The organism is Sphingobacteriales bacterium (assembly GCA_016700115.1).
Classification (GTDB): Bacteria; Bacteroidota; Bacteroidia; order Chitinophagales; family UBA2359; genus UBA2359.
Genome location: CP064999.1, coordinates 4,291,927 through 4,316,339 on the forward strand (window position 1 = coordinate 4,291,927; position 24,413 = coordinate 4,316,339).

At 37.0% G+C, this 24,413-nt stretch carries 17 protein-coding genes, 1 tRNA gene and 2 pseudogenes; 5 read left to right on the plus strand and 15 right to left on the minus strand.

Translation table 11 applies throughout. The annotated features are described in order from the left end of the window. Nucleotides 1-232: 232 nt before the first annotated feature. From IPM47_15425 to IPM47_15450, 6 genes and pseudogenes are all read right to left on the minus strand, one after another. Nucleotides 233-1,834: an SAM-dependent DNA methyltransferase gene (locus IPM47_15425; GenBank protein ID QQS28243.1), complete on the minus strand. Its 1,602-nt coding sequence runs from the start codon at nt 1,832-1,834 to the stop codon at nt 233-235. Next, nucleotides 1,834-2,781 carry an AccI family restriction endonuclease gene (locus IPM47_15430; GenBank protein QQS31497.1) on the minus strand — a complete coding sequence of 316 codons (948 nt, stop codon included), beginning with the start codon at nt 2,779-2,781 and terminating at the stop codon, nt 1,834-1,836. Before IPM47_15430 ends, IPM47_15425 begins: the two co-directional genes overlap by 1 nt. 239 nt (nt 2,782-3,020) lie before the next feature. Next, on the minus strand, nt 3,021-4,343 hold the full coding sequence (locus IPM47_15435; GenBank protein QQS28244.1) for a hypothetical protein: 1,323 nt from the start codon (nt 4,341-4,343) through the stop codon (nt 3,021-3,023). Between the two features lie 20 nt (nt 4,344-4,363). After that, on the minus strand, nt 4,364-5,533 hold the full coding sequence (locus IPM47_15440) for an AAA family ATPase (GenBank protein ID QQS28245.1): 1,170 nt from the start codon (nt 5,531-5,533) through the stop codon (nt 4,364-4,366). Between the two features lie 6 nt (nt 5,534-5,539). After that, nucleotides 5,540-8,044, minus strand: a complete 2,505-nt coding sequence (locus IPM47_15445; GenBank protein QQS28246.1) for an Hsp70 family protein — start codon at nt 8,042-8,044, stop codon at nt 5,540-5,542. A gap of 137 nt (nt 8,045-8,181) precedes the next feature. Then, nucleotides 8,182-9,643 (minus strand): annotated as a pseudogene (locus IPM47_15450) (IS1182 family transposase). 303 nt (nt 9,644-9,946) lie between these two features. On the opposite strand from IPM47_15450, the pseudogene IPM47_15455 reads away from it, so the two are divergent. Further along, nucleotides 9,947-11,395 (plus strand): annotated as a pseudogene (locus tag IPM47_15455) (IS1182 family transposase). Nucleotides 11,396-11,657: 262 nt separating this feature from the next. On the opposite strand, the gene IPM47_15460 reads toward IPM47_15455, so the two are convergent. From IPM47_15460 to IPM47_15485, 6 genes are all read right to left on the minus strand, one after another. Then, nucleotides 11,658-12,266 carry a hypothetical protein gene (locus tag IPM47_15460; protein QQS28247.1) on the minus strand — a complete coding sequence of 203 codons (609 nt, stop codon included), beginning with the start codon at nt 12,264-12,266 and terminating at the stop codon, nt 11,658-11,660. Beyond that, the gene (locus IPM47_15465; protein ID QQS28248.1) at nt 12,266-13,150 is read right to left on the minus strand and encodes a site-specific DNA-methyltransferase; all 885 of its coding nucleotides are present in this window, start codon (nt 13,148-13,150) and stop codon (nt 12,266-12,268) included. The genes IPM47_15460 and IPM47_15465 overlap by 1 nt, the downstream gene beginning before the upstream one ends. A 254-nt stretch (nt 13,151-13,404) precedes the next feature. After that, complete coding sequence (locus IPM47_15470; GenBank protein ID QQS28249.1) at nt 13,405-14,616, minus strand: DUF3825 domain-containing protein; 1,212 nt, start codon at nt 14,614-14,616, stop codon at nt 13,405-13,407. A gap of 230 nt (nt 14,617-14,846) precedes the next feature. Next, nucleotides 14,847-15,314, minus strand: coding sequence for a tyrosine-type recombinase/integrase (locus tag IPM47_15475; GenBank protein QQS31498.1), 468 nt, complete (start codon nt 15,312-15,314; stop codon nt 14,847-14,849). Between the two features lie 677 nt (nt 15,315-15,991). Beyond that, on the minus strand, nt 15,992-16,372 hold the full coding sequence (locus IPM47_15480) for a DUF1428 family protein (GenBank protein QQS28250.1): 381 nt from the start codon (nt 16,370-16,372) through the stop codon (nt 15,992-15,994). 457 nt (nt 16,373-16,829) lie between these two features. Next, complete coding sequence (locus tag IPM47_15485; GenBank protein ID QQS28251.1) at nt 16,830-17,024, minus strand: hypothetical protein; 195 nt, start codon at nt 17,022-17,024, stop codon at nt 16,830-16,832. Between the two features lie 988 nt (nt 17,025-18,012). Here IPM47_15485 and IPM47_15490 point away from each other — a divergent pair. Both IPM47_15490 and IPM47_15495 read left to right on the plus strand, forming a co-directional pair. Beyond that, the gene (locus tag IPM47_15490) at nt 18,013-18,486 is read left to right on the plus strand and encodes a DUF4920 domain-containing protein (GenBank protein QQS31499.1); all 474 of its coding nucleotides are present in this window, start codon (nt 18,013-18,015) and stop codon (nt 18,484-18,486) included. Between the two features lie 75 nt (nt 18,487-18,561). After that, a tRNA-Lys gene (locus tag IPM47_15495) sits at nt 18,562-18,634 on the plus strand. A 123-nt stretch (nt 18,635-18,757) separates the two neighbouring features. On the opposite strand, the gene IPM47_15500 is transcribed toward IPM47_15495, so the two are convergent. Next, nucleotides 18,758-20,215 (minus strand): phosphotransferase, encoded by a 1,458-nt coding sequence (locus IPM47_15500; protein ID QQS28252.1) that lies wholly within the window; start codon nt 20,213-20,215, stop codon nt 18,758-18,760. A gap of 160 nt (nt 20,216-20,375) precedes the next feature. Here IPM47_15500 and IPM47_15505 point away from each other — a divergent pair, with 160 nt between their 5' ends. Both IPM47_15505 and IPM47_15510 read left to right on the plus strand, forming a co-directional pair. Beyond that, nucleotides 20,376-21,152 (plus strand): 1-acyl-sn-glycerol-3-phosphate acyltransferase, encoded by a 777-nt coding sequence (locus IPM47_15505; GenBank protein ID QQS28253.1) that lies wholly within the window; start codon nt 20,376-20,378, stop codon nt 21,150-21,152. Nucleotides 21,153-21,179: 27 nt separating this feature from the next. Continuing rightward, nucleotides 21,180-22,058: a ChaN family lipoprotein gene (locus IPM47_15510; GenBank protein ID QQS28254.1), complete on the plus strand. Its 879-nt coding sequence runs from the start codon at nt 21,180-21,182 to the stop codon at nt 22,056-22,058. A gap of 30 nt (nt 22,059-22,088) precedes the next feature. Here the strand turns inward: IPM47_15510 and IPM47_15515 are convergent, their stop codons facing one another. Together IPM47_15515 and IPM47_15520 are read right to left on the minus strand one after the other, a co-directional pair. Further along, nucleotides 22,089-23,030 (minus strand): dihydroorotate oxidase, encoded by a 942-nt coding sequence (locus IPM47_15515; GenBank protein ID QQS28255.1) that lies wholly within the window; start codon nt 23,028-23,030, stop codon nt 22,089-22,091. A gap of 17 nt (nt 23,031-23,047) precedes the next feature. Then, nucleotides 23,048-24,376, minus strand: a complete 1,329-nt coding sequence (locus IPM47_15520) for an NAD(P)-binding domain-containing protein (GenBank protein ID QQS28256.1) — start codon at nt 24,374-24,376, stop codon at nt 23,048-23,050. Nucleotides 24,377-24,413 lie beyond the last annotated feature (37 nt).

A 24,413-nucleotide genomic window follows, 5' to 3' on the forward strand; every position in this document is an offset into this window, starting at 1 on the left:
TAATGTTCAGATACCTGAATTTAGGGGTAAAACACTCTATATACTTACACAATTCCTTCCAACACCGATGAATATATCGACACATACGGATAAAACAAGTTTTTTACCTGTATATGCCAATCCTAATCTGCAAACAACCCTTCTAAAGCTATTTCTGCTCCAAGGCATGATCAAGACTAATAAGTCCACAGATCAACAGAATCTTTTAACTTGAAAGCAACTTTCTAAAATATCAGGTATTTAGTGGTTTTTGAGTAGTTTTGCAACAGTTACCGTTGTTACCTTCCGTTTTTCTTTTTGTCGTCCCAAATTTTGTCTTTGGTTCACGAAAAATCTCAAGTTGTCCGTCAGCGTTTTTGTATGGTCGTTGCAAGTTAAATAGTGCAACAATGTGTTCTGGTATTGGAAGTTTGTTGAGATTACCCGGCTCAACTTTTATAGCTCCTGAACCGTAGCTTTTACCAACGAGTTTTAAATTATCTAACGTGTTTGGATGATTTAATGCTTTCCAAAGGTTGTCAATATATTCTTGGTCGTCATAGATTGGGTAAACACAAAGAAAACCTGTCAATGGTAATGCGCCTGCTTCGTTTTTAATAAACCGTGTATTTCGTCTGCCGAGATAAGCAAACAACAATGGTGGCACTTTACGTTGTTCCATTTTATACCAAGGCTTTCTTTGCTGAATTAGTGAACGAGAAGGAAGTCCCATTTTTTCACCAACTTTCAAATAGTCCTTAATTGATTTTGGATAATTTTCTTGTCCGTTTATAGAGAGCAAAAATGTCGGGCGGTTTTCTTTTTCCAATGCTTCAACATCTTTCAAAGTCAAAATACTTTCCGTTGCGTCCTTTGTTCTTCCAACAGCACGTTTTAGAAATTCCTTGGGGATACCAATCTCTTTAACCTGCTGGGCTGTCAAAAAGAAAAATTCATTTGAACCTGTCGCTATGCCTCTCATAACATTTGCAAAATCGTTCAAATGGAATTTAAACCCATTATGATTTTGTTCAGGTCGTGATAAACCTGTTGTTAGACCCTCTTTTAGTTGACGAGTAGTTATTTCTAAACTGTCAAACTCCTTTAATTTGAAATTAGAAGTTACAAGTTTCAATAAGTCGTCAGAGTATGCTTGATTGGCTTTAATCCATTTTAATGTTTTTTGCGGCTTACTATTCTTAATCATGAAAATAATTGCATTGGTATCAACATTTGGAAAGGGCGTAGCCCTTTCATCAAATGTAACTACACATTCAATGCAAAATTTTTCCGAAATGTATTTCCACAAGTTCTTGGCAAATTTTCCCTCACAAGTGTCCGCTGGCATTATGAAAGCAAGTTTTCCCTCCTGCTCTAAAAGATTTAATGCTTGAATTAGAAAATAAATGTGATACCCCGCTCTTCCGTCTATTGAATTTCCTGTTATTGATGTCGCTATTTTCTTGAGAAGTAATTTAGTTTCTTCATCAATTCTGTGATGCCTTATGTAAGGTGGATTCGCAACGATTGCTTTGAACTTTCTATTCGGTGGATTTTTAATGAAATCCCTGTCCTCAACAAAGCACTTTTCTTTGTTGTAAATCTCATCTGATAAAACTTCAGCGTCAATATCTGTCCCAAAAAAGGAAACATTTTGATTGTTAAGCATTAACAATGCTTCATAAAATGCTCCTCTGCCTGTTGCAGGGTCAAAAATTAAGTCTGTGTTTTCTAACACATAAGCAACCATTGCCTCCGCAACCCAACTCGGTGTCCAAAACTGACCTTTGTCACGAAGAATTTCTCTTTCGTTCCATTCCGTTGGCAGTTTCTGATGTGATTTTAATTTTCCCATTAGAGTTGGTTTAAAACGTTAATTGCTTCGTCAGCTATCGTTAAAGAACCACCTTCAAATTTCACATACGGCAAAATGTGTCCGTTTTTATCCTCAATGAACGCAGGGATTAATTGAGGTTTTTCGCTTGCTACGCCAAGCGGATAGACATAATGATAATAATACTTATAGATGACTTTTTTTGTAGTTGCACCACCTGGTGCTTGAAAAACTTGTTCAGTTGGGAGAATTAGTCCTTCTGAAACTAAGCGTTGTGCTTCATCAAAAGAAAGTCCATAAGCTCTGTCAAAGAAAACGTGCCAAACGTGAATTGGAATTTTATTTTCATCTTGCCATTTATTAAGCGGAATACGGTCTTCCTCTTTAATAATTACAGTCGGCAGAACCGCAGTTTTTGCAAGTCCAATTTTACCGCCAAGTCGCTTTTGGGCTTTCATTGGGGTATTGTAGTCGGGCATTTTCTCTGCAACCCATAACGAGTTTTCGCATTCTACTGCAATGATTGCTTTTTGAACAAGGGGTTGTAATTTGTCTTCCGTTATAAAAGGGAGTTCTTCTTCTCCACCGATTTGATTTAAAAAATCATCTACAAATTTTCTGTCAGAGTTTCTGAAAACTAAAAGGTCGGGGCGTTTGATGTTGCCAAGTCCCGCAGCTTCTAAACGTTCAAAGTATAATTCAAATGCTCTTACATCGTCTGTCGGTGCTGTGCCACTTGGACCGTATGCGATAGCATAAAATTTGCCTGTATTGTTAACTGCGTCTATTAAGCGTTTTTCACTCCATACACCTTGCGACCACCTCATTAAGAAGTCGCTTCCACGCAGTTTTCTTGGGTTGAGCCAAAAGTCTGCCCAAGTTATTTCTGTAATACCTCTAAGTTCAAGTTCAATGTCCTCTGTTGAAACTGATAAAACTCTTTCAAATGGATGCATTTCTGTTGTCATATTTAAATTTCGAAAGTTACTTTTTATTCTTTGTTTTTCGTTTATAAAAGTCTGCATTTTATTCACAATCTTTCATTGGTGCACGGTCGTCCTAAAATGGCAGGTAACGGAAAAGCATTTGTGCAGGGCGGGCTTAGTAGCACTACCGTTTCCACACACACAAAAGCCAATAGAAAGCATAAAAGTTCATTTTAGCACTTCTGCCCGCCTTGCCACAAATGCAATGTTGCCTGCCGTTTTTATTCTTTCGGTGTTTGTTCTTCTTTTGTTTCTGAAAACAAACCGTCTTTGTTGTCTAAATTGGGTGTCGTTGTTTGTTCGGGATTAGTTATTTCAAGTTGAACTTCTTTGTTGTTTTTGTCAATGACTTCTTTAAACGGTTCTGGCACTTCCGTAACTGCATTTTTAGCAAGTTTTTTGGAATGCTGGGTTTTAGCAACTTGTTCAATTTCTGAAACTTTATCAGAGTTCATTTTACTTGGAATAGTTGTCTGTTCTTGCTCCAACTTGTTAGTTTTTTTGCTGGTTTTGTTTTCAGGCTTTTCTTTGTCAAATTCTGAAAAGAACCTACTAAACCCAAAGAAAGAACCTGCTAACCAAATTGCTGTAATAAGATTATTTTTGTAATCAGTATCTTTGAAATTTTGTACTATTTGTGGTAGAGAAGTTTCAGATACTTGTTTTCCTTCATTTAAAACTGCCCGTATCTTAAAGTAAAAAAGATAAGTTGCAAACTGAAAATTTGCACTTTTCATTCCTTCTTTAACTTTCAAATATTTGCTATCAAGCAAGTTTATAATCTGTGAAAATTCAAGGTGTTTAAAATCTGTTTCATTACCCTTAATTAAGGCAACTACAAACTGACTATCTGTTGCTGATTTTACTTTATCACTTTGTGTTTGGGCAAATAAAAAACCTGTATCACAAAGAAACCCTAAATCATTTTCAGGTATAATGCCGCCATATCTTTCATAGCAAAGTACCTTTAAAAGATTATTAGTCGTCTTAGGCATATCACCTGCTTTTACTTTGGGGTTACTGCGAAAGTTATAAGCCTCAACAAAAGTGTCTTTTAAACTCTGTTCATATTGCTTAATCAATGAATTTTCTAACCCCAAAATTTTAAGCAAAGCAAACCCTCCTTGAAAATATCCTTTCAATTTAAAACTCTGTTCTACTTTTTTGACTTCCTTCTCGAAAATAGGTTTTTCAAGTTTTATACCCTCTCCCAAATTCAGAGATTTTGCCCCTCTTTCTGAAAGTGGGTAAATCCTTTTAATATCTTGGAAACTTATTTCCAAAGGTTGTTCAAGATTAGGAAAAGTAACAACTTTATTTTGAATTATTTGAGTGGAAAAACTTAAATCAAACTCAATGAGCAATACCTCAAAGTCTTCCTCAAATACAGGAAGTTTACTTGGTAAAATTCCTTCGGGAATTTCTGGTAGGTAGTTTTCAAGTTTGGCAAAAATAATTCGGCTACTGTCTATCGTATTAAAGCCCTGACGATAGAGAGTAACTAACTGATTTTTGTATATCGGAACAATTACAGTCGTTTGCATTGTTTATAATTTTTAAATTATTAGAAAGCAATATCGTCATCATCTACGGAAGACGAACCACTAAATAGATTTTCTTCTTTTTTGACTTCTTCAAGAAGTTCAGAAATGTCCTTTACTCTACATTCTCCTTGCACCAAAGCAACGTATTTGTGGGGACTGTTTGCTGCGTAAGTTAGATATAAATTTTCTCTACTCCTTGTAATCGCCACAAAGAAAAGTGTTTTTGACATTTCCTCACTATCTTTCCAAATAGTCATACCTCCATACAAATTAGGAATAAACACATTTTTAAAGTCCAACCCCTTTGAACTATGGTAAGTCATCACCATTACTTTGTTCTTTCCTACTGCGTTATCCAATGAGCCAAAACCGTTACCAATGTACTCTAACTTAACATTGTGTTTATCAAGATGCTTATTTCGGGCTTCATTATCATTCATACTTTCGTCAAGTGTCGGTTTGTTTTCGTGACTTAAAACAAAGTTCATAAACTTAACGATAGAACTATGAAATGGCAACAAAACTACTGTCGGGCTATTTGAATTTGAAGCCTGTAATTTTGCTTTCCTCCAAACAAATTCAAATTCATCAGCACTAAAAGGTCTTGCTTTGCCTATAATTACCTGAACATCTTTTTTATTCCAATCTTCTTTTGCTCCTAAAACATCACTTTTGAAAAATGACGCAATCTTTTTCAAGGTTTTAGTAAGCCTATGAATTATTTTAAGTACAAATGTTTGAGCATTTAGCAAATTTTCAATTTCACTTGGCGAAACTGTGCCTTCATAAATTGATTGGTTCATATCACCTGCACTAATTACCCTGCTTGAACGTCTTTTTAGTTCTTTAACCACATTTGCGGGCAAGTCTTGCACTTCATCAACCAAAATCAAATCATAAGTTTTTGATGATTTTTGAAATTGAAAATAAGTCATTACTTCAACTTTTGATTTGAGTTCAGAAGGAATACCTGTCTTAATCATATCAATTAAGGCGTGGGTATAAAGCACAAAGCAAACCTTTAAGTTTGGGTTTTTATTGTATGCTTTTATAAGTGAATGAACAAGTAATACAGACTTTCCGCTGCCTGCGTGTCCTTGTATCCAATAATTTTTATTTTCGCTAAACTTGCTATCAACGAAATCACGTTGCTCTGGGTCAAGTTCTGCATATTCTTTAAACCACTTCATAGGAAATTAGATTTTTGAAAGTGAATTATTTTCTTTGTTCGCAACCAAGTTGCCTGAGTTTATCAAGTCTTTTTCAGAAGTACGGTTGTCTTTTTCTTTCTGACGGACTTGCTGGGCAAATTCTCGGTTTCCTAAAATATTGGCACAGTCCGCAAGGCGGTGATAATCCTCAATTTTCAGATTTCCGTTATCAAAACGTCTTTTGAAAATGTCAAAGGCTTTTTGTACCATTTCTTTTCCACGACTTTCGCCCTTATTCATAAGGTATTCACCGTAGTGGTGCAAGGTATAAGGATATTCACTATCCATTTTTAGAGATTGTTCCATTAACTGCTCATATCTGTTTTTGTCTTGATAACGGATATTTACAGCCAAGTTAAATGCTGCAACGGGTGTAGCATTTTTTTCTAAGTTCTTTTCGTAATACTCAATCTCTTTGTCTTTATATCCCGCTTTTCCATAATAATAACCTATATTATTTAGGTTGTCTTTATCGGGAAACATCTCTTGCACACTTTCCAAAGTTTCTGCTGCTCGTAACGGATTGTTTGCTTTGATGTATGCCTCGTGTAAATTCATAGCGGCTTGATAAGTAGGTTTTCCGCCATTTTTATAGGTTGCATCATTAAACTGTTTTTCTGCCTCTTTTACTATTCGTTCCTCTGTACGTAGAGAACGGTTAGCATATGGATTTACAGGTTTTACCTTTACTGTTTGGTAATTTACAGTTGCTGAAATGTGCAAGAGTTTATCGGGTGTAATATGACACTCTACTTTGATAGGTGTGTTAAATCTAAAACCTTCGTTTGTAGGACTTTCAAACGTGATTATTTGTAGAATTTTGCTTGTATCAGATACGCAAATCGGAATTTCTAAGGTTTTTTGTCCTTCTCGTTGTGGTACTAAATCATCAATGATAAAATTATCACAAGGAATAGGCGTGCCTTCCTTTACCAAAGTTCGCATTTGAAAATTCTTGGTAACTATCATAATTGGCTCACTTGTAATTGGTTGAATTACATTTTTGCCAAAACCATTGAAAAGTAAAGAATGAATGGCTGCCCCTGCCGATACATGAGTTTGCAAATCATACGGAATAATCAATTCACTTTCATCAAAGTATTGACGAAGTGCATCTTGCACATACGGATTTTTAGCACTTCCCCCAATTAGCAAAACGTAATCTATCTCCTCTTTATCAAGTTCTGCTTTTTTTAAGGCTGACTGAATTGGATTAAAAATGCTAATAAAATCGTCTTCATCTTGGTAAGACACCTTTTTACTGTTTGTACTCAAAAAGGTTGTCATCACTTCTTTAAACTGTTGGTAAGACATTTTCGGCTGTGAAAGCACTAATTTTCTTTTGGGCAAAGCAATATTTATAGGATTTCCTAATGTTACAAAGTTTGAACTTCCTGCAACTAATGGCAAATTAGAACTAATGCTTTCACTTGATACACTCTTACAAATAGCAATTTTTAGTTCTTCGGCTGCTTTAAGCAACTTAGGAATAATGCGTTTTGTAATATCTGGGGTTTTAAGTTCTTTATCTTTAATTCCGTTTTCTTGGTAAAGTTGTGGCAATAAGACTTGGTAAGCAATAAGCCTATCAATATCATCTCCGCCTAATTTTTCAAAACGTGAAATAGATAGATTTTTAGATTTTAGCCCTAATTCGTTCTCTATTTCTAAAATTGAAATGTCGCAAGTTCCTGCACCAAAATCAAAAACTAAAATATGCAATCTATCATTTTCAGGTACAAACAACTTTGTGTTATTTGGATTTGTATTGGTTTCCACTATGTAACTCAAAAACGCTGCATTTGGCTCATCAATCAAACATTGATTATCAACAGGAATGCCTGCATACTCTAATGCCTCTATCAAATCTTTTCTTTGATTAGCCTCAAAAGATGCAGGTATGCTAACAGCATATTTTATATTTCGTGAAAGGTTATTTTTTGAAATATAATTATCTATCTCTTTTTTGAGAAATTGAAAAAAAACCTTTGCAGCATCTTTGGGCGTTAAAATTTTGTATTGGGTTTTCTCATTTAAATCACTTTTATAATACTGGTTGCCTAAATCTTCTCCTAATTTCATTTTGAAAGAAAACCAAACATTTTTTCCTTCTGCAAGGGTATATTTTAAGTCTGCTGCACCTTTTCCTACATATAAAGTGTCGTTGTACCAAGCAATTACGGAAGGTACTTTATCCGCAGAATATCCCGAATTATGTGGTGGAATAATTTGGTTAATGTTTAACGCAAAAGTCTGAATTGGTACAGTTCCGCCAAGTTTAGCAACACTTACAACGGTGGTAGATGTTCCAAAGTCAATACCCATGTAAGTTGTATTAAGTGGATTTGAATAGCCCTTTTTTTGTAGTTCGGGCATTAGTGAATTTATTGTTACTTCTGTTGTCATTAAGTTTTGTTTTGTTGTTGGTCTTTCAAAATGGCAGGCAACGTCAGGCTGTGAAAAAACTTGTTTTTTTGCAAAAACTCTCATAAAAACTGGCTATAGAATAATCCCCAAAGCCTATACTTTTGATTGGAGCGGAGATGTTTTTGAGGTTACAACTTTTGTTCAAAATGAAAAAGAGTGCTGAGAGGCAATATAAAAGTCGTTTTTTTGAGCAAACAAGACTACTTTGGATAGTCGGGCTGCCAATTTTTGAGCTTTATCAATAGTTCTTCCATCCCAAGTATGTTGATAGTGCGTTTGATGTTATAGACCAACAAAATCAAACTGTGTTCTCCGTTTACTTTTGATAACCCTGGAGGTTGGTGTAGTAGTAGTTCCATTGCCGTTTGATAGTTCCAAAAATATGTTCGTTGATTTCCTGCCGTTTGCGGTATTGTGCTTTTGGGTTTGATAGCGTTCGCTGTTTTGGGCTACTACTTCGGCAAATTCGCTGCGTTCTATTTCCCTACCCCCTTTTGCCTGCCGGTACAGAGGTGTTTTACCAGGCAGTTTTTGCAAGCAGAGGTTCTATATTTTTTAAACTTGTAGGGGGTGTAATCTCTTGCTTTGTTGTGCCATCTGCCTTTGGTCGAAAGCGTTTCGCCTTGCGGACAAGTGTAGGTGTCTGTTTCCTGGTTGTAGGTGAACTGAGTGACCAAGTAGGCTTCAGTGGTGCCGTGTGCGTTGCTGTTTACCGTTTCCTGTTGGGCAACGATGGTGGTGATGCCGGCTTCTTTGCACTCGCTTAGTTGCCGGGCATTGTGGTAGCCTTTGTCGGCTAAAATGGTCGTGTTTTCCAATTGTAAGTTTTCTTTTGCTTCGGTGGCTATGCCACTAAGGGCATTTCTGTCGTTTTGGTTGATCGTATGGGTTGCCACCACAAGGCTATGTTTACTATCCACTGCTGTTTGTATATTATAGGCTACCTCTACCACCTGACCATGAATGAGCAAGGAACGGGCATCTGTATCAGTCGTACTCACTTGTGTAGCGCCTGTTTTCTCTATTTGGGATGCCAACGCTTCGTATTTCAGCTTGCCGGCTTGCAGGCGATTGATTTTCTCTTGTATCTGCTTTATCTCAGCTTGACGGTCGCTTTGGTCGTTTTGCTCTAATTCTGCTATGTATTGCTCCGTTTGACGTGAAATGTAGGCTAAGTGACGCTCTATCTTCTTCGGGTTGTAGTTATTTTTTTTGCTGTTGTTCGCCCTAATCTTTGTGCCGTCTATAGCAATTGTTTCACCACTCACCAATTCGGCATCTTTCAAAAAAAGCAAAAACAACTTAAAGGTTTTGCGCAACGCATCCGGATTGTCTTTGCGAAAATCGGCAATGCTGTGGTAGTTAGGCACCAAACTGTGACAAAGCCACTGCATTTCTATATTGCGGATACACTCTTTTTCGAGCTTCCGGCTGCTGCGGATGCCATTTAAATAGCCGTATAAATATATTTTCAGAAACAAAGAGGTCTCAAAAGGTGGTCTCCCTTCTGGCTTTAATGTTTGTACTTCCAAAACCCAATTTTAATAAATCCAGATGTTCAACAAATGCGTCAATAAACCGAACCGGGTTATCAGCTCTGATGTCGCTCTCCAAACAGACTATTTGCATCTGCAGGCGGGGTGTTCCTTGTAAGTATGCCATAGCATAAAATTACGCATTTTTTGTTACTTTTTAGAATATTATTGTATATTTGTTGGCAGTTTTTTCACAGGCTGACGTTTTTCGGCTTTGCGTTCGGGCGGGCTTTTTAGCACTACACTCGATACGAAGAACCGCACTTCAATTATACACAAAATTGTCAATAGAAGCACGTCACCCCGCCTGACGCAAAACCGATGTGCTTGTTGCGCAACTCAAAGATAAACAAAAGCAACAATATACACAAAATTGCTTCATTTTTATCAATAAATTTTGAAAAACGCATAAAACATTGTATCTTTATGAATGCAAGGACATCAAAAATTACAAGCCAAATTATACTATCAAGTCAATATAAATGACTTGGTTCCGGTAGATAACTTCTATCGGAAACTAGATGAAAATCTTGATTTGGGTTTTCTCTATCCGGCTACAGCACCTTATTATGGTAGTGAAGGTCAGCAGTCAATAGATCCTGTAGTATTTTTCAAAATACTATTAGTTGGGTATCTAAACAATATCAACTCCGATCGCAAACTCATTGCTTTTTGCAGTGATAGTTTAAGTATTCGATTATTTCTAAAGTATGACTTAGACGAAGATTTACCATGGCACAGCACCATCAGCCGCACCCGACAACTATATGGGGAGGAGATATTTTTATCTCTGTTTCAAAAAGTGCTGAAAATGTGCATCAATAAAGGTATGGTGCGCGGTAAACGGCAATGTATTGACAGCGCATTTATGAAAGCTAACGCGAGTATGGATAGTTTGGTGGAGAAAGAAGTATTAGAGGATGCCTCGGCTTATGTGAATGAATTGGAAGAAAACAGCGAAAACAAAGTTACCAGTGGGCGCAAAAAGATAGTAGAACAACATCATGCCTGGAAAAAGGAAACTTACAAATCTATGCCGGGTAATACCAATAGCGAAAGAGTAGATGAAGATGGTCAACCCATTCGCCCCAAGTTTTTGAGTAACCACACTCATTATTCGCCTACCGACCCTGATGCAAAAATAAGCGTAAAGCCGGGCAAAGCCCGACAACTCAACTATTCGGGGCAGTTGGCGGTAGATGATGCCCACCATGTCATTACAGGTGCCTGTGCAAGTACAGCCGGAAGTAGAGACAGTGCTATTCTTCACGAAATTTTAGACCAAACCATTCTCAATCTTCAAGATAATGAGTTACAAATAGACCAGATAGTAGCCGATGCCGGCTACAGTAGCGGAGAAGCATTGCAGTATTTAGAAGAAAAAAAGATAGATGCCTGGATACCGAACTTTGGACAATACAAACCGGAACGGGAAGGGTTTGTGTATAACCAGGAAAAAGACCAATATGAATGCATACGGGAGGGCGGTAACAAAGCCATACTGCCCATGAAGAAACAACATATAGATAGTAAGGGCTACGAAAAGAAAACCTACCGAAGCAGTGAAACCGTTTGCAAAAATTGCCCATTAAGAGAACTCTGTATAGGCAGTAACACCAAATTTAAGAAGATAGACGACTCGATACACAAGCCATTGTATGACAAAATGCACCAAAAACTGACTAATAATAAATCGTATCATCGCAGGTTAGTCAAACGCCGGAGTGCTACTGTAGAACCCGTATTGGGAACCTTGATTAACTATCATAGTATGAAACGGGTTAACACTCGGGGAATGGAACAAGCCAACAAACACGTTCTGATGGCTGCCCTCACCTACAACCTAAAAAAATATCTGAAATTTGAACGCAAAAAACCAAATATCAAGACACAAGCCCTTCAAGCACTGATAAATATGCCGACTTATGCCGGTAAAACATGTTTTTTGTCTGGTTATGCCAAACTTAATCTGCAAACAACCCTTCCAAAGCTATTTCTGCTCCAGGTTGCTTTATTAAGACCGGTTAGACGACTAATTAGCAGATGCCTTTAATTTGAATGCAAATTTCTTAAAAATCGGGGATTTAGTGGTTTTTGAGTAGTTGTGCAACAGTTACCGATGTTGGCAGTAGTGCTTCTTCTTACAGCTTGATAATTTCCTTTATCAACGCTTTCCTTGCGTAAAATGCTCTGCTTGTCGAACCGTGTCCCGCACCTTTAGTTCTTGCTTGTATCCATTTGCAGTCTTTGCCTGTCAATGCTGCAAAACCTTTCGTTTTTAATTTGTTACGAATGAATTCATAGTCGGCTTGAATCTCTTGTATCAATGTATCACTCTCTAAAAAGTCAAATGATTGAACTTTTAGCAACTCAGATTTTTCATTGTGTTTGCCGTTCCAAGAAACTGCACAATAAACAAGTGATTTCAATTTCTCCCAACAATGACTTTTGAAAAATGGTGTGTCAATTAAATTTTGTGGATTTATCATGGTAATAGCAAATGTTTCTTTGGGTGTCCATTCGCCTTTTACTTTGTAAAATGCAGTTGATTTTAGTTCAAATCCAAGTCCGTTTGGTGCTTGTTTGTTGTCGTTAGAAAGTCCTGCTAAATGTTCTAAAGTCAAGCCTTTCCAACCTTTATTTTGTTTACCGTCCTTATATGTTGTTATGCCGTATTGCTTCGCTAATTCTGATAAGTCTTGCCCAATAAATTTTTCAAGATTGCGAATTGCTATTACTCTCGTTACCATTATTCAAATAATCCTTTGTTTGCTTTTAACGCATCATAGCGTTTAATCGTTAAGTCAATATAATCTTTGTTTAAATCGCAACCGATGTATTTTCTCTCACCGATTATTGTTGAAGCAATTCCGGTTGTTCCGCCTCCATTGAATGGATCAAAAATGATATCGCCCGGTTTTGTTGATGCTAAAACAATTCGTTTGAGTAATGCTAAAGGTTTTTGTGTCGGATGTTTCCCAAATTCTTTCTCGCTTGGTGCAGGTGTCGGAATACTCCAAACGCTACGCATTTGCAAGTCTGGTTTTTTAATGTTGTCTTCTGGAAAACGACCGTTTTTCATTGCTTCATAGTTGAAGTAATGTTTTGCTTTTTTGTCTTTGCGTGCCCACAAAATTGTCTCGTGAGATGCTGTGAAAAAGCGACATGAAAGATTGGGCGAAGCATTTGGCTTGAACCAAGTAATATCGTTTAGAAGATGAAATCCAAGTTTTTGAAGTAAAAATCCGCACTGATAAATACTGTGGTATGTTCCGCTAATCCAAATTGTTCCTTCGGGTTTTAGAACCCGTTTGCACTCTTTGATCCAAGTTTCGTGGAAGTTTAAATCGTCTTCAAATCCATTTGATTTGTCCCACTTGCCTTTGTTTACGCTTACCATTCGTCCGTTTTGGCAAGTGAAACCGTCATTTGAAAGCATATAGGGTGGGTCAGCAAAAATCATATCGAGGTAATTGTCGGGGAAACGACTCATTACTTCTAAACTGTCGTCATTGTAAAGAGCAAAATCGTCCGTTTTGTAAACGGGTTTAATGCTCCGTTGAACTCCATTTTTTGAAATATAGCCGACTAAGTCCTCTAAAACCAAATTATTTATAGTTGTATTTTCTTCCATTATTTCTCTCTGTCGTTAGGTTCCAAATTTAATTAAAAAGTCGTCTCGGTCGCTCTGAAATGTCAGAAAGTTGTTCACTTGTCAGTCAATGGTGTGCGGTGTAGTAGCATTACTGCCAACGTTTTGGCGCTTGGCGCAGTGGCGGATTTCGGAGCACAAAACTGTCAATACACCACAAATGTTGATGCGAGGTAGAATGTTCAATTAACCACTTCACCCGCCATTGTGCCAAACGCCTGTTACCGGCTGGGCTTTTAAATTTTGTCAGGATTTAACCAATATTCATCAGGTTTAGCAATTAGTCTTGCGTTTTGATATGCTGCGTCAAGTGGTAAAATTGTCTGCGGTAAATAAATTTGATTTGTTGTGTCTGGGTCAAGAATTAATGCAAAGTCAGGTTTCTCAGTAAATGAACCGCTTAAATAAATTGGCATTAACAATTGAATTTTATTGTCCTGCGGTCTATACTGGGGAACAATGAACTTATAGTTACGCTGTGCAATTGCGACTGCATAGTTAATTGCATTATCTAAGGCTCTTGCAAGTTCATCATTTTTCTTTGATTGGTAGTCAGCAGGAAAACGGTCTTTCCTTTCTTCAATTATGTGTTCAAATTTTTCGAAGCTGCGGTCAATTATCCAACTTGTTTGAAAAATCACTTCATTGATGTCGTTGAAAAAAGAAGGCTTTTGGGGTAGTTGGTCTAAGTTTTTTATTTGAGTGCCATTGACTTTAAAACCGAGCTTAATTAAGTCAGTCAAGCTTTTTAATCTAAATGGATTACGAAATGTTGTTTCGTCATCATCTACAATTACTTCCGAAACGATAAATATTTCGTGAAAATACTTATCAAGCAAATTTGAGTTAAACACCATATACTTCTTGTCGTCACCTACAAGAATTTTCCCAGGTTCTCTTTTCAGTTTTTCAAATATGTTTTCAATATAAGCCTTAAGGATTGGATGAGGAATGCCTGATTTGTGATAATGATAAGTCCATTTTTCAGGAATTGTATTGTCGGCAAGGTCTTCAAGAAATGCGTAACCATCGTTCCAATTTTCAAACGAAAAATCTCCCATTCGGAACGAAGTCTTATCCTTTACTTCTTCTTTAAATTCCTTAAATGTCCCAAAGTCCACACCTGAATAATTTTGGTCAATGCGTTGTCTGTAAAACCATCCAAGAATGTCGTGTCCATCTGCATTTTTATACCCCGTAGAAAACAGAATGTATGTAGCGTTCGCTTTTGTCAAGTTACTACCGTCTCTGTCGTTTGGGAAGCCGAATTTATTTAAGTAACGGATGGTGTTATTTTGAATTTGCTCATTAACTAATTTGTCAAGCACAGTCTGATTAACAGTCTGCGTAGTGCCTGTCAAATGTGCCTGTAATTCGGCAATGAAAGTCCGAATATTTTTCATGAACCCAAGTCCAACGATGCCGTTTTTTGTCTGTTGTGTTGCCATTATATTATTTGTTTAATGTTTGTAGTCTGTCTGTTTAGCCTTGCCGGTAACATCTGTATAAACGCAACTTTAGTGTAAACAATTCCAAACTTGCGTTTATTTCCGCCTTATCCGTAGAGTTTGTCAACTCCCAAAAACAATAAATTGTCATTTTAGAAAGAGTAAACTTTGGTTTTAATATTCTGATAAACAGGACATTCTAAAACACAGACAAAGTTAAACATTGAACATTATATATCCAAACTATCTAACGGACTTTTTATTTGGTCGAAACCTTTGGTGGTTACGTGAGTATATACTTCTGTGGTTTTAGAGCTTTCGTGTCCCAACAATACCTGTATGTAGCGCAAATCTGTCCCGTTTTCCAATAGATGAGTTGCAAAACTATGGCGCAAAGTATGAACGCTTACTTTCTTTTTTATCCCAGCTTTTTTACAAACTTCTTGAAAAAATGCCTGTATGCTTCTTGTCGAATACGGCCCGCCTTCTTGCCCTTCAAATAACCACTCTTTGGGTTTGTATTCTTTAAAATAAGATCGCAATAAGTCAAGGGTTTTGATAGAGAGCAATGTATAGCGGTCTTTTTTCCCTTTACCTTGCTCTATTCTGATTTGCTTTCTTTCGGAGTCAATATCTTTAATTTTTAAATTGATGAGTTCGCTAATTCGAAATCCTGCCGAATATATTGTCGTCAGGATTGCTTTGTGTTTTAGACTTTTTGCTTGTTTTAATCATAAAACCTTCGTTTATTTCTTTATTGCGAGTGATAAACGCAATAAATAGGGCAAATACAAAAAGCAACTTCTATTAGCAACTATTTTGAGTGCGTTTTTTTGTTTCGTCAAAGTTGCCCGTTACAAATTGTCAGCAAAGCAGTGCCAGATAGGTGTTGATACCCATCTTCTTACCCTCGTTTTTGTATTGAAGCGGAAAAATGGTAAGCGGCATCCTATAAATGTGGGGTAATTTATTATTGGTACAAATGTGCCATATCTGTTTTAACAATCAAACTTTTTATTCTGCGTTTTTGAGTAATTTTTTACTTAGATGATAGCGTTCTTGTATTCTATAGGACGATACTGAAATCAATACTGGATTTTAGTGGTTTTTGAGTAGTAGTGCAGCAGTTACCCGTGTTAGCAGCAGTACTTATTTGGTTTCTGTTTTTGTTGTCGTGTCAGTTTGAATAATTGTCCCATTTGATTTTATATTGTCAAGGTTTTTGAATGCGTAATAATGCTGTCTTTTAAATGTCTTCGGTTTTGGAGTGATTTCCTGTCCCCCGAAACGGACCTTTCAACGAAGCGCTAAACTCGCTAAAGCCCTTGTCTGCCCTGTGTTTTATGCCCATTGTAGCACGTTAATTATTTCTCACCTATTCGTCCGATTGTACAAGAGGTTTGAAACCACCATAGACCATTCTACTGGCATCAAAAATCAATTTTTCAGGATTGGTCAATGGTGCGACTAATTCTGTCATTCTTGGGTCTGCGGGAACTTTTTTGTTGGCTAAATCACCTATCTCTTTTAAAGGAAAAACAACCCAACCAAATACAATTTCTTCGTCTTCTTTTGCATCTACGGTTTCTATAAAGGATTTCGTGCCTTCTAAAGATAAATCGTCACCAACGAATTCGAAATATGCAATTGCGCCATACTCTTTCCAAATTTCAGCCACTTTTTCAGCCACTTTTTTGTACTCGTTCAAATAAATTCGAGGAATTGGAAGAACGAAGCCGTCTATGTAGTTTTTCAAGTTTGTGTCTTTTAGGTTAAGTATTCAATTCTTCTTTTTGTCTAATGTGCTACAATAAAACAGTCATAAACAATAGAAGTTTGTTATTTCGTTTGGTCGTCATAGTATTGGTGCTAACATATACCTATATGCAACTCATTTGGCATTTTCATTCAAATAAAATCTATTCAAGGGCCTTGACACTGCAATGTTAAACTATTTTTTTCACATCTATGATAGCTTTTTCTCTTATTTTAAATTTTTTTCTTGCGGTTACTACATGCATTGTTTCCAGCCTATAAGTTCTTTATACAGGTTTGAAATTCTAAATCCTGATTAAGACAGGCAAAGTTTATTGATAACTAATATATTTAAGGGGATGTGTTAATTTGTGGTTTATTGTTTGATTTTCACCTGCTAATACATTATATATTTATACGCTTTTTGTATTATTTTACTCCTTTCTGTATATTATTCTTCAAATTCCACCGGTGTTTTTTTTCATTCCACCAGTGTTTTTTAATTTTCCACCGGAGTTTTTTTTCAAACCACCGGTGTTTTTTAAAATTCCATCACAGTTTTTTTTCAAACCACCAGTGTTTTTTAATTTTCCACCGGAGTTTTTTTTCATTCCACCAGTGTTTTTTAATTTTCCACCGGAGTTTTTTTTCATTCCACCAGTGGTTTTTTATTTTCCACCGGAGTTTTTTTTCATTCCACAAGTGGTTTTTTATTTTCCACCGGAGTTTTTTTTCAAACCACCAGTGGTTTTTTATTTTCCACCGGAGTTTTTTTTCAAACCACCAGTGGTTTTTTATTTTCCACCGGAGTTTTTTTTCATTCCACCGGTGGTTTTAGAACTATAAGGTTGAGTTTGGGGGATAACAGCTTTTTAAGAAAACCGACCGGTTGATAATTGGAGCTTTAATTCTGATAAAAAACTGATAGTAATAATGGAGCTGTTCCTGATTATTGGGCTGTTTCAGATTTCTATTGAAATTTCAAGGAACTGCATAATTTTAAGTAGCAAGATAAAATCGGAAACCCTTAGCAATAAGGTTTTTAAATTGAATATAGGCGCAAGTTATGTTTTAGAAAATGAGAACTCCGCAGATATTTTTACCATTTATAACTATAAAATTGTCTTTCCAAAGATTTTTGAAACAGGTTTTAGTCCGTTTCTTACTTCATGTCTGATTATTGAAGTAAGAAATGACCGGTTTCTTGTTTCTTAAAAAATTTTTGAAACAAGAAACAGACGGGTTCTTGTTTCGTTGATGATTTTTTAAGTAAGAAATACCCTGTTTCTTGTTTTAATTCTTAAAAATGAAGTTGGAAACGATCCGTTTCTTGTTTCATTTTCTATTTTTGAAACGAGAAATGAGCCAATTCCTATTCCATTGTTCCCTTTAATTATAATGTTAAAGGCTGTAATTCTGAAAGTTTAATATGAATTCTATTTTTTAGGGTTTTGGCTGCTTTTTGAAGTTGTAAGCATATATTTGAGGTTCATTTATTTACCAAAAAATTGCTGTGAATTTGAACAACCATTTAGTTGGGTATTAATTTTTCCGTTTTTCCCGGCAAAATGAGTTAATTTTGCCGGATTGATTTACCTTTTAAAAACAAAGATGAGAACTTTTTCTGCCGCTATTGTTTTAATGTTTTTATTCATTTTTAGTTCGATTTCTTGTAATAAGTCCGCTGTTAAAAGCAAAGAATTGGCTGCTGACACTTCTAAATATCAGTATTTTGGTGAAAAAATTTATGAGCAAAATGTGTTGCCCTTAGAGGAAGTTCTGAACAAAATGCAACAAGAAAACCTGACTGAACTGGAGGCAAAAGTAAGCGGAACAGTTCTCGAAGTTTGTCAGGTTAAAGGATGCTGGATGACCCTTGAAACTCCGGACGAAGGGGAAATGCGGGTTACTTTTAAAGATTATGGTTTTTTTATGCCCAAGGACATAGCCGGCAAAACAGTAGTGATTGAAGGAACTGCAGAATTGGTAACCACATCGGTAGAAGATTTAAAGCACTATGCCGAAGACGCAGGTCAAACTCAGGAAGAAATTGACCAAATTACAGAGCCGGAGGATGAAATAACTTTTGAGGCATTTGGGGTAATCATTAAATAATGAATATTTTTTAGTTCGTCTTTTTGTTTTTCAAAACAAAATTTATACCTTTGCCTCGCCAAAAAATGGCTGGAAGATTCAGTAGCTCAGTAGGTAGAGCACATCCCTTTTAAGGATGGGGTCCTGGGTTCGAGCCCCAGCTGAATCACTTAACAATAAATCCGCTTAAACTCTTCTCAGATTTGTTTAAGCGGATTTTTTTTGCCCATGTAAATGCTTCTATACTAAAAGGCGGGCAAAAAATGCTGTTAGCCTCACGGTTCAGGTTGAATTAATTTTTAAGCCAGTTTTTCTGTTCGCTATGGATTATTTCAAATTTTATTCCATATTTATAAGACAAATGATTGGCTAACTCTTCTGCGCAAAAAACCGACCGATGTTGCCCGCCGGTACATCCAAATGCTACGGTCAAAGTATTAAAGTCGCGTTCTAAATATTCTTCTACGGAACGATCTGTTAATTCAAATATATAGCTCAGCCATTCCTCTGCCTGCGATTGAGCTTTTAAAAAATCAGCAACCGGTTTGTCTAATCCGTTTAAATATTTATAGGCCTCGAGCCTTCCGGGATTTTGAAGCGCCCTGCAGTCAAAAACAAATCCACCGCCGTGTTCACTTTCAAATTTGGGAATTCCTTTCCGGTAGGAAAAACTGTAAATCATGACCTTTAAAGATGCATTTTCTGCTTTTTTCTTGTCAACCGGCAACCATTTGGAGCCGGTAATACTTTCTGCAACAGCTAAAATGGAAGGAATTGAAAAGTTTTGATTGAGCCGATTGGCAATTTCTTTAAAATTGGCTGCTGCCAATGGGATGCTGTTAATAAAATGCTGTTTTCTTTCGTAAAGGCCCCTGAATCCATAGGCCCCCAATAACTGCATACATCTCAGCAGCACAAACCCATCATAATAATGCCTGAAAAGCGTTGGGTCAAAGTCGGGTAAAATTTTTGATACTTTACCGAGATAATAGTGAAGCAATTCTTCCCTTAAGTCTTCGGTTAAATTAGAGCGCGCCTGATACAGCAAAGAAGCAAGATCATATTGCAAAGGGCCTTTTCTTCCTCCCTGATAATCTATGAAGTAAACCCGATTGTTAAATAACATGATATTTCTTGCCTGACAATCGCGGTGCATAAAAAATTGGTTGCCGGCTTGTAGTAAAAATTCGGTAAGGTTGTTAAAATCTTCTTCTAATGCGTGTTGGTCAAAATCAATTTGAAGGAATTTGAGAAAGTTATACTTAAAATAATTGCAATCCCACATCATAGATTGCTTGTCAAACGCTTCACTCGGATAACAAACCGAAAAATCCAGGTCTTTGAACCCCTTTATTTGTAAATCTATCAAGGCATCTAATGTATCGAGGTATGCCTGTTTCATTTCCGGGGTAAAAGCGCTGTTTCTGTTACGATACGGGTAGATAAAATCGAATAACGTCAAATCGCCCAAATCTTGCTGCAGGTAAATGCTCAGGTCTTTTGATGCACCATAAATTTCAGGGACCGGCAATGATTTTTTTCTAAAATGAGCGCTGAGCTCTAAAAATGCTTTGTTTTCTAAAAGGTCTGAATTATAGGCTCCAATGGCAGTATGGCTATCATTGGCTAAACGAAAGTACCGGCGATAAGAAGCGGAAGGAGGAATAGGTAAAATAATGTTTGGCGCTTTACCACACCAATTTATAAACAATTCGGCTAATTGCTTTTCTATCAATGTTTGTTCGGTCATATAAAAAGTAGTAAAGTTTCATGTTGCATCAGGTAATACAAATTGCTTGTAAAATTACGTTATTTGCAACGTTGTTCGATTGTTTTGCTTCAACAACCTTAAATTTGCAGTTTGATCATTTTGTCTTATAAAAGACAATTCAAAAATTCCAACCTGATTTATGATTATTTTTCGCATTCTGTACAATATCTGGTCGGTATTCCTTTTTTGTCTGTTAGTTTTGATTGCAATCGTGGTTGCGTTACTGACAGCCCCTTTAAACGAGAGAGGACGACTACGCTATTTACTCCGTTTTTGTCAGTTTGGCATTAAAACATGGGCTTTTCTGACCGGGGTAAAAATTAATATTATCAACAGTCATTTTGTGGATCCCGAAAAGGAGTATGTGTTTGTTGCCAACCATATCGCTAATGGTGATGTGATCATTATGACTGCTGCCATAAAAAATATTTTTACCGCAATTGGTAAAAAAGAAGTGGAAAACATTCCTTTTATGGGCTACCTGTTTAAAAGAGTATGTGTGTTGGTGGACAGAAAAGACCCTGAAGACCGCAAAAAAAGCGTGGAAGAAGTAAAAAAAAGGGCAAAACACGGATTGTCTGTAACCTTGTTTCCCGAAGGGACATTTACCGATGAAGCTACCGTGCCGCTTCTCCCCTTTCATTCCGGTGCTTTCAGAATTGCTGTTGACCTTCAACTTCCTATTGTTCCAATGGTATTGATCAATGTTCGAAGTTTGCTGACCAATAATAAATTGCCGGTTCATCCGTGTACCATCACCTGTATTTATACAGAGCCGATAGATATTACCGGGTTAACGCACGACGATGTGCCTGAACTCAAGGAAAAAGTTTTTAAAAGGATTGAACAAATGGTGATTGAACACGAGCCTTTGTTTCAACATTTAAAAACACCTCAGTTAGTTCAACAAGATTAATCTATTCATTTCTTTATCACCCTAATCATGTATCAAACTCCATTCAGACTTTTTACTTTTCTCCTTATTTGTTTGACTATTCCGTTTTTGTCCATGAGCAACAAATCCGCCTATCAGGTATTTACCGGTAATGGAGACGTATCCTCCTATGAACATTTGCTCAAAGAAGCTATGCGAGCCGATGTGATTTTGTTTGGTGAGCTGCATAATAATCCAATCTGCCATTGGCTGCAATTAGAGCTTACCCAAGACCTTCACCAAACAAAAGGGGATCTTTTGATTCTTGGGGCTGAAATGTTTGAATCGGACAACCAATTGCTGGTTGATGAGTATTTGAAAGATATGATCAGCAAAAAAAGCTTTGAGGATGAAGCGAGATTATGGAAAAACTATACAACGGACTACAAGCCATTGCTGGAATTTGCCAAAACGAACAAGTTGCCATTTGTTGCAACCAATATACCCCGAAGATATGCCTCTGCTGTATTTTCAGGCGGGATGGAAACATTAAACCGGTTAAGTGCTGAGGCAAAAACCTATATTGCCCCACTTCCAATCGAAATTGATTTAACGCTTCCCGGTTATCAGGCAATGTTGAATATGGGCGGACACGGTGCTGAAAACTCGGAAAACATGCCTAAAGCACAAGCGGTTAAAGATGCTACGATGGCTTATTTTATCGGAAAAAAGTGGAATAAGGGTAAACAATTTATTCATTATCACGGAACCTATCACTCTAATAATTATGAGGGTATTGTCTGGTATCTGAAAAAGCAAAATCCGGAAATCAAAATACTAACTATTGCGAGTGTTGAGCAAAACAATATTCAGCAATTGGAGGAGGATCATCAGAAACTTGCAGATTTCATTCTCTGCATTCCCTCCAATATGACCAAAACTCATTAAACAGAAAAGAAATCCGCAATTTTTTATTGGTCAGATGTACTTTAACTTTCCTTTAAAGTCTTCCAGCTTTTTATATCCTTTTGCTTCCATCAGGATTTGCAATTCCTGAGCAATTCGCATAAAACAGGAAGTGCCTTCCCGCATAAACTGGGTGCCAATCTGAACGGCAGATGCTCCGCAAAGTATATGTTCAAAAGCATCTTGACCGTTTTTAATGCCGCCGCAACCTATGATTTGTATTTGATTTGGCAGTAAGCGGTAAAACTGATGAACATTTGCCAAAGCGGTTGGTTTGACATAATCTCCGCCCAATCCTCCATAGCCGTTTTTAGGCTTAATTGCAACTGTTTCTGTTTGGGCATCTATCACTAAACCATTTCCGATGCTGTTGATACAGGTTACAAATTTCAGCGGATATGCTTTTAAGATATCCGCCATTTGCTCAAAATGGATGATGTCGAAATAAGGGGGCAGCTTAACTCCTAAAGGCCTTTCTGAAATGGAACAAACTGCGTCCAGTACTCTTTGAACCTGCTCAAAATCATAGCCTGTTTGTGGTTTTCCGGGAACGTTGGGGCAGGATAGGTTTAGTTCTATAGCATCAATTCCTGTTTCATGGCTTAGTTGAGTAATGATGGATACATTTTCCTCAAAACTTAATCCGGAGACTGAAACAAAATAAGGTTTTTTGCTGGATGCTTTGTGTTGTTTTGCGTAATCCGAATAAAAACGAAAGCCTTCATTGGGCAAACCCATCGAATTGATGCTGCCCAAAATTGTTTCATAATATCGCGGGCTTGGGTTTCCTTCTCTGTACTCAGACGTACAGCTTTTTGATAAAACCGCACCGGCATTGCTTCCGGCAATAGCTTTGAGTTCTTCGGCAGTGGTACATCTTGCGCCTGAAGCATTGTACAAACAAGTATCCAATTCAATATCCCCAATCAAAGCGGCTAAAGATGGCAGTACCATAACGCTTAAATCTTGTATTAATCAATCCGTTCGTTAATTACCTCCCCCCATTTTGGAGCTTTTGCCGGAATTTCCCGGTAAAGTTCGTGTAAATGTTCGTGATATTCAACTTCGATGGTATGACGATGGGACTCTGAATATCTTTTTCTGATTCTTTTCAGGTCTTTTTCTATTTCTTTGTTGATGTTTTCAGGCATTTGATAATTACCTGCTATGTAGTTTGCAACCAATCTGGAGTGAGCATCCGATAAAGGCCATATACAACCCATTGGTTGTACTAATCCGATAAAAAATAAGTTTCGAAACTCCGGATGAAAAACCCGTTTATATAATGGCACTTCATTGGAAGAATAATCTATCAGCTTCTTATCGAAAAAGGGAAACGTAATATTGAAACCGGTAGCGGCAATAATACAATCAAAATCTTCCGCTTTTCCATCTTTAAAATGCACGGTCAATCCGTCAAAATACTCTATATCCGGACGAGGATGAATTTTTCCATGCCTTAGCATGTACAACAATTCGGAATTGGCAGTAGGATGTGCTCCTAAAATATTGTGTTTGGGTTTTTGAAGCCCATACATCGTCATATCTCCTACAATTATCCGATGGGTAAATTTTAATAATGGCAATCTTATCCATCTGGGTATTTTAATAAACCTCGAATGAACAATGTCTGATGGTTTTCCGAACATAAATTTTGGTACTATATAATATCCTCTTCGCATACTGATAGCAGTGAAGGCAGATACTCTCGAAGTTTCAACCGCAACATCACAGGCAGAATTACCGCCGCCTATTACCAGGACTCTTTTGCCTTTAAAAGCCTGATTGTTTTTAAATTCGTGAGAATGTAGGAACTGTCCGCTATAATTACCCGGATAAACAGGAATTCGCGGATTCCAGTGATGTCCGTTTGCTACGATCAGAAAGTCGAACAATTCTTTGCTTCCGTCATGTAAGGTGATTTCCCATTGGCGTTTTTCATTGACCGGCTCTGCTTTAACGACTTCCGTATTAAACTGAATATAGTTGTACACTCCAAAATGTCGGGCATAACTTCTAAAATACTTCAACAGTTGTTCGTGTGACGGGTAATCGGGATAGTCATCCGGCATTGGAAAATCAATGTATTCAGACAGTTTTTTAGAACTGATGATATGGGTTGTTTCAAAAACGCTGGAATGACTGACCTGGGGTGAATAAATCCAGTTGCCGCCTATATCCTCGTTTTTTTCATAACAAACCAAGTTTTTAAACCCAACTTGGAGCAGATTTTTAACCGCAGTAATTCCCGAAGGTCCTGCACCGATTATGCAAATTCTGGAAAGCTGATGTTCAATCATGATTGATAAAATACGGTGTGTTTACTGTTTGTTCAGA